At 61.4% G+C, this 3,509-nt stretch carries 5 protein-coding genes and 1 pseudogene; all 6 read right to left on the bottom strand.

Translation table 11 applies throughout. The features are described 5' to 3' along the window. Nucleotides 1-192: 192 nt before the first annotated feature. Nucleotides 193-609: a regulatory protein GemA gene (locus KNW02_RS20105; RefSeq protein ID WP_216034963.1), complete on the bottom strand. Its 417-nt coding sequence runs from the start codon at nt 607-609 to the stop codon at nt 193-195. After that, on the bottom strand, nt 606-1,127 hold the full coding sequence (locus KNW02_RS20110; protein WP_216034964.1) for a hypothetical protein: 522 nt from the start codon (nt 1,125-1,127) through the stop codon (nt 606-608). Before KNW02_RS20110 ends, KNW02_RS20105 begins: the two co-directional genes overlap by 4 nt. 14 nt (nt 1,128-1,141) lie before the next feature. Beyond that, entirely contained in the window at nt 1,142-1,387 is a 246-nt protein-coding gene (locus tag KNW02_RS20115; RefSeq protein WP_216034965.1) for a hypothetical protein, read from the bottom strand. Continuing rightward, nucleotides 1,384-2,163 carry an AAA family ATPase gene (locus tag KNW02_RS20120; RefSeq protein WP_216034966.1) on the bottom strand — a complete coding sequence of 260 codons (780 nt, stop codon included), beginning with the start codon at nt 2,161-2,163 and terminating at the stop codon, nt 1,384-1,386. Before KNW02_RS20120 ends, KNW02_RS20115 begins: the two co-directional genes overlap by 4 nt. 64 nt (nt 2,164-2,227) lie before the next feature. Further along, on the bottom strand, nt 2,228-3,394 hold the full coding sequence (locus tag KNW02_RS20125) for an integrase catalytic domain-containing protein (protein WP_216034967.1): 1,167 nt from the start codon (nt 3,392-3,394) through the stop codon (nt 2,228-2,230). Next, nucleotides 3,394-3,509: pseudogene (locus KNW02_RS21045) on the bottom strand (IS200/IS605 family transposase); the annotation flags it as partial. The gene KNW02_RS20125 and the pseudogene KNW02_RS21045, both read right to left, overlap by 1 nt.

Below are 3,509 nucleotides of genomic sequence, written 5' to 3' on the forward strand. Positions count from 1 at the left end.
CCGGATCTTCAGTTCTTTCATCAGCCCGGCATCGCCGAGCAGGTCCTCCGGGCGCTCAACGCCTTTCAGCAACTCGTCCAGAATTTCCTTGGAGATCGTCATACATGCTTCCTTTCGGTGAAGCATGTACCCGATCAATCATACACAAAAGATCGGACACTCCCCCGCCCCCGGTTTCGCTGTCCGGCCGGATCAGGCTGCACTGGCCCGCGCCTTCATCGCCTTCAGGGCGGTGATCGCCTTCGGCGCGGCCCCGGCCGTCAGGAAGCGCAGCGATGAGACCTTGAAGCAACGCAGAAGCCACTTGTTCAACTCGGCCTCACCGGCCTGCCGGCTGGTATATTCCCGCCACAACGCCCGGATCAGCTCGATCTGGGCAAAGCTCGCCATGCCCGGCCGCGCGCCATAGTTCTGGCCCTGCGCCTTCACCGGCTCGAAGCCGAGATACTGGAACAACCCCATCATCGCATCAAAGCCCGGCCCATCCAGTTCGGTCGAGCAGGTGACGCCGGCGATCTGCGCCAGCGCGGTGCGATAGGTGTCGTCGGACAGCCCGAGCCTGGATTTCGCGACGTGCAACAGCGCGATCTGCTTGCGGGTGATCGTCATGACGTGGCCTCCTCTGTGTCCAGCCGGGCTGCGGCCCGTTCAAGCAGCTGCGCATGTCTGCGCAGATAAGCGCATTGCCGCTCTGCCGCATCGTCCAGGACACGGCGCGTCAGATTGATGGTTTCGAGCGTTCCAGCGGGCATCTGCCAATCATCGGCCAGATATTGCGGATCGTTCATTACGGTTCGATGCACCGTCGAAAGCGCGGCTGCCGCATCATAGACCAGTTCCTGAAGCTCCTGGACATGCCCTGCCGTGATACGCACATCGGGTGGCGACAGTACCAGATGAACCATGCCACGCGCCTGACGGACGGCGCGGATCGCCCGAAGCCGCTGCGCCATGTCTTCCGCATCGCAGACCGGCGTCATGATATTCTGGAAGATGTCGCCCTGATGATAGTCCAGTTCGTCCTGGATCAGATGAACGGCCTTTTGCAGCGGCGCACCAATGGTCGCCACATAAGCCTCGAACAGGTCCAGAAGATCGTCGAAGGAGAGGGGGTTCCGGGAAGGCATGGTATGAGCGCCGTTCATGCGTCGGCCCCCCGCGCGCCCGTCACCCTGGCGCGGGCGAAAACTTCGCCCACAGCCTGAAACGCCGAAATCGCACCGGCGTCGCCCGAGGCTTCAACGAACCGTTCAAGGACCGCCATCGCCCGAAGAACGCCCTCGCGCTCGACCGGCAGGTGCGGGATCACGAACAGATCGGTGCCCGTGAAAAGCGGCATGTCCGCCTCGTCCAGGCGAAGCTGGATCGTCAGATTGATTGTGGTCATGCCCGATCCTCCCGCGACAGCAGTTTCAGATCTTCCAGAGCCGCCATGATGAAGCCCGGAGCCGGGATATTCTCGCCGGACAAAAGGCGCGCATGACTGATCGCGCTGTCCACATCACCCAAGCCGCCGCCACGGCGGGCAACGCGATAGAGCACCTCGGTTATGGACGCATCCGTGAAGCCCCGCTGACCCGCAAGGGCAGCCACATCTACTTTCGAGACGTATTTGATCACGACGCGGCGGCGCATTCGAAGCCAGAGTTGCGGCAGGCGCGAGGCCGTATCGAGCAGGGCCAGATCGCCACAGAACGCCAGCGAAAACTGGCCTTCTTCTGCCATGGCCCGCAACCATTCGAGAGAGTCCCAGGTATCTTTGCCGCGCGGGTTGCGCTGAACCAGATATTGCGCCTCGTCCACGAGCAAAAGCCCGCCCCGACCGACGCAGGCCCCGATCATTTGCCGCGTTTCCATCAAATTGCGGCTGTTCGGTGCACCAAGGTTCCACAGCTGCATGAGCTGACAAGCGACACCCCACGGCGTGCCTTCACCGGCGACGGCGGTGACCAGGACCACTTCAGAGCCTTGGCCGTTCGCGAACTGCCGCAGCGCCTCGGTCTTGCCGGTCCCAGGTGCGGCGGCGATCAAGGTGATCGCATCGCCAGCGGCGCGCACAAGTTGCAGGGATCGCAATATGTCCTGCGCGCTTTCCGTCATCACAAAGCCTTGCGTCACCGGCGCAGTTGCTCCCGGCTTGGCAAGTTGAACCACTTCTGCCATTCTTACCTCCGTTCAAGGATGCGGGCGTTGCCCGCGTTGAAAGGTCCGATGGGTGTGTCCGCACTCATCGGACCGACTTTTCAGCACCGAACGCAGGTTTGAAGCCGATGGCCCGGTCAAACCGTTCCTGCATTTCCGGTGTCAGATAGGTTGTTGCGCCTGGCCTTGTTTCGGCCTCGGCCTTCCGCTTGGGCTGCAAGCCGCCAAACTTTCCGCCGACCACCTTGGTAGGCTTCGGCGGTGTCGGCGCATCCGGCGCGCTGAGCCGGGCAATGGCAGCATCAAAGGCCGCATCATCCAGATAGCTGTTTGCTTCATCAGCGGCCGCGACCGCAGCGCGCGCCGCCTTCCGGTTCTTCGCCGCTTCTTTCGCGCCTTCAACGCTGCCATAAACGCCTGCTTTAACAGGCATTATGTCCTTGCAGATCAGCCGCCCCTTATCGCTGAAGGCGACGGCGGGCGCGTCGAAATCGTCAGGTTTACGGCCGATCAGGATTTGCCCTTTGCCATGCCAGGCTAGCAGTTCCTGCTGGGTTTCCGGCCCGCCATAGGTCCAGCTGTTGATATGGACGCGGCCAAAGCGGTCTACCGATGCCGGCGTATAGATTGGCGATGCCATATAGAGCTGCTGTTTGGTGGGTTTGCGCATGATCCGTTCGGTTAAGCCGTCGCGAAAGATTTGCTCATATGACCGCCCGCCCGCGCCTTGCCCTTTGCGACCAGTTTCCCGGTTGTGGCGATCCATCTGCCGGCGGATAACCGCGTCGGCGTCAGCCAGCGGGACCGGCACAACATCCTTTGTCGGTGTCGCGCCGGGGGCGTGGCCAGCATGAGCCGCTTGAAATTCCGGTCGGTCATCAAGATCACGCGACAGCGTGGCGAAGGTGCACTCGGCGATCTTGGCCCGTGCATTTTTCGGGATTGCGAAAATCGTTTCAATGCTAAGGTGATAGCAAACGCCAAGCGGTTTGACGCCGGACTTCCCCTTGCCCTTCCCGCGCCATTTGTGCTTTGCGCCCCCCGCGACCAGATGCCCGGCGAAGGCCGAGCCATTGTCGGTATAGAGCCTGTCGAAAATGCCATAAAGCTGGCAAACCGTGCGGATCAACCGCGCTGTCGTGACGGCATTTTCGGATCGCGCCAGTTCATAGCCAAGAATATAGTGTGAGGCTACATCGACCAGGGCGATCATCACCGGGCGCACGGGCTTTCCATCGCCGAAGTGAACCACTACCGGCTGACGCCGGTAGCATCCCGTTTTCCATGCAGTTCCAGATACTGAAGTATGATGTCGTCGGTGACATTGCCCGAGGTTGTCGAGAAATATCCGCGGGCCCAGAACCGCC

Origin of the sequence: Paracoccus marinaquae, from assembly GCF_018860165.1 — a bacterium.
Lineage (GTDB): Bacteria > Pseudomonadota > Alphaproteobacteria > Rhodobacterales > Rhodobacteraceae > Paracoccus > Paracoccus marinaquae.

Coding starts and splice junctions, on each gene's coding strand:
- KNW02_RS20105 (WP_216034963.1), bottom strand. CDS start 609: ATGACGATCACCCGCAAGCAGATCGCGCTGTTGCACGTCGCGAAATCC.
- KNW02_RS20110 (WP_216034964.1), bottom strand. CDS start 1,127: ATGCCTTCCCGGAACCCCCTCTCCTTCGACGATCTTCTGGACCTGTTC.
- KNW02_RS20115 (WP_216034965.1), bottom strand. CDS start 1,387: ATGACCACAATCAATCTGACGATCCAGCTTCGCCTGGACGAGGCGGAC.
- KNW02_RS20120 (WP_216034966.1), bottom strand. CDS start 2,163: ATGGCAGAAGTGGTTCAACTTGCCAAGCCGGGAGCAACTGCGCCGGTG.